4 protein-coding genes are annotated in these 2,553 nt (G+C 32.9%); 3 read left to right on the top strand and 1 reads right to left on the bottom strand.

Annotation, left to right across the window (positions count from 1 at the left end):
- Together BW983_RS23615 and BW983_RS23620 are read left to right on the top strand one after the other, a co-directional pair.
- Positions 1-885 (top strand): RHS repeat-associated core domain-containing protein (locus tag BW983_RS23615; RefSeq protein WP_228409073.1); only part of this gene is annotated, 885 nt, incomplete at its 5' end.
- The gene (locus tag BW983_RS23620; RefSeq protein WP_076554309.1) at positions 885-1,271 is read left to right on the top strand and encodes a hypothetical protein; all 387 of its coding nucleotides are present in this window, start codon (positions 885-887) and stop codon (positions 1,269-1,271) included. The genes BW983_RS23615 and BW983_RS23620, both read left to right, overlap by 1 nt.
- A gap of 118 nt (positions 1,272-1,389) precedes the next feature.
- On the opposite strand, the gene BW983_RS23625 is transcribed toward BW983_RS23620, so the two are convergent.
- Entirely contained in the window at positions 1,390-1,734 is a 345-nt protein-coding gene (locus tag BW983_RS23625; RefSeq protein WP_076554311.1) for a helix-turn-helix domain-containing protein, read from the bottom strand.
- Positions 1,735-1,864: 130 nt separating this feature from the next.
- Here BW983_RS23625 and BW983_RS24580 point away from each other — a divergent pair.
- On the top strand, positions 1,865-2,553 hold a 689-nt coding region (locus BW983_RS24580), incomplete at its 3' end, for an RHS repeat-associated core domain-containing protein (protein ID WP_394333195.1).

The raw sequence follows: 2,553 nt of genomic DNA on the forward strand, positions 1-2,553 counted from the left end.
TTAGTTGGAAAATTTGGTTGTCATGATGTTTGGAAGCCAGGAGAAATTGTAGAAGTCAATAATTATTATCCTTTTGGATTGCTACATAATTATACTACTACAACTCAGAATGCTTATCAATATAAGTACAACGGCAAGGAGCTGCAGGAGACGGGGATGTATGATTATGGAGCGAGATTCTATATGCCGGATATTGGAAGATGGGGAGTGATTGATAATAAAGCGGAAACTTACTATCCTTTTTCAGGTTATGCATATGCGATAAATAATCCGATTAAATATCTGGATCCAGATGGAAATGATATTATAATCTGGTACAAAGCCTCAGATGGAAAAATGCATAAATATGACTATAAATATGGAGCACAATATGATGGTACGAATAAGTATATTCATGCTTTTCATAGAGCAGCAAATGCATTAATAAAGTCAGGAGCGGGAGGTAATCTTAAGGCACTTGATGCTAAAAAAGAAAAAGTAACCGTAAGAGATTTAGAAGAAGGAGAAGCTCCAGGTTTTCAATTGAGTAAAATGAATATAAAATGGTCTCCTATAACTGGGTTAGAGACAGATGGTGATGGTGATCTTACGCCTACTGCTGTATTAGATCATGAAATGGATCATGCAAATCATTATATTGACAATCCAACAGAGCATGATAAATTGCGTAATACACCTGATGAAAAATACGGAAATAAGGAAGAAAGACGAGTAATAACGGGGAGTGAACAATCAACTGCTAAAAAATTGGGATTAACCCAAAAGGGTCAAGTGACTAGAAAAAACCATGATGGGAAGCTTATCAAAACTGCAGGAGTTAATACGGTTAAACCAAAAGCTCAAGAAATAGAAGAAGTAGTAATAACAGTTAAAAAACGAAAATAATGAAACGTATATTATTGTTTATTTACATAATACTTACAACCTATTCATGTAGTAAGACTAATCTCAATGGAGAGTTGAATTATATTGATTTAAATGATGAAATTATTGTTAATGTTTCCTGTGCTGATTTAAAAAGAAACTATAAAACGGATAAAATTAAACTAACAGGCAACGAAGAGAAAGACTTAATCGAATTGTTCAGATCTCTTAAAGCAGCTAATGAAAAATGGAGTGTTGATGCAAGATTATTTGGCTTTATATATGATAATAATGGACGAAAAGTAAATTTTTGTATGGGAAATAATATTATTAATATTAATGGAAGTAATTATTTTGTTGATGAGAGTTTACGTAATTATATTCTAGAAAAAACAAGAATTAAATAATAGTTATGTTCCTCGCTCCCGCACGATTTTATCGTGTGGCAGATAAATAAAAAAACCACTGTGAAATTGCAGTGGTTTTTGTGTTATATAATGTTCTGTTTTGTATATGAAAACAGAACTAAAGCGCAGCAATATTTTTAAGTTTAGAAGCTTTGATAAAAGCGTCGATGGTTGCAAAAATATGAGCTTTGGTATCGCTATCGAGTTCCTGTATTGCTTTTAGTTTTTTCAGCGTATCGTTGTCGATCTGCTCATATTGTCCGTCTTTTACAAGATAATCTAGGGTAACACCTAAAGCATCAATAATTTTTGTAGCCACTTCAATCGAGGGTTTTACTTCGTTTCGTTCGTATATTCCGATGACAGCACCGTGAACACCTACGAGTTTGCCCACTTCGTCCTGCGACATCTTTTTATCTTTTCTTACCTCTGTAAGACGCTTACCAAAAGTTATAGACTTCATAAATGTATTAAACAATAGAAAATCAAAGTTTTTACGAATTATAGTTATTAGACTTATACATTAAGATTATTTTGATTTTGTTAAAAATAAGTATATTTACAACTATACAGATCATTTAGGAAATATCCGCTTGAGTTATTTCCATAATGGAAGTGGAGTAGAAGTTCTAGAAGAAAATAATTATTATCCTTTTGGATTGAAGCATGAAGGGTATAATAATTTAGCTGGAAATCGTGCTTATAATTACACGTATAATGGGAAGGAGTTACAGGAGACCGGAATGTATGATTATGGAGCAAGATTTTATATGCCGGATATTGGGAGGTTTGGAACTATAGACCCCTTAGCTGAAAAATATCCTGATATGTCGCCGTTTACATATGTTGCTAATAATCCGGTAAAATACACTGACCCGACAGGAATGTGGATTGATATTAAAGACGGTGATAACACTTACAGATATAATAATGGAAAGTATTACACACAAAATTCAGAAACCAAAAAATGGGACGTAGAAGCAAGTGTGAAAAGTGATAGTTATGCTGGTCAAATTTTGTCTGCATTGACTTCCATTACGGGAGGAGATGAAAATTCATTTGGGTCTCAATATTTAAATTTATTTGCTAATGATGATATCAATACCACAATAAAAGATAGCAGTTTGAACGGGTCTTATAAAGGACTGAATGGTGCAACTCTTGATGGAAGTACTGTATTTACAGTTTTTAAACAAGATGTTACATTAGACACAACTTCAGGTAGTAAACAATCACCTTTTCACGTTACGTTGTTCCACGAATTAGGACATAGTTTTTCAAA

The organism is Chryseobacterium ureilyticum (assembly GCF_900156735.1).
Classification (GTDB): Bacteria; Bacteroidota; Bacteroidia; order Flavobacteriales; family Weeksellaceae; genus Chryseobacterium; species Chryseobacterium ureilyticum.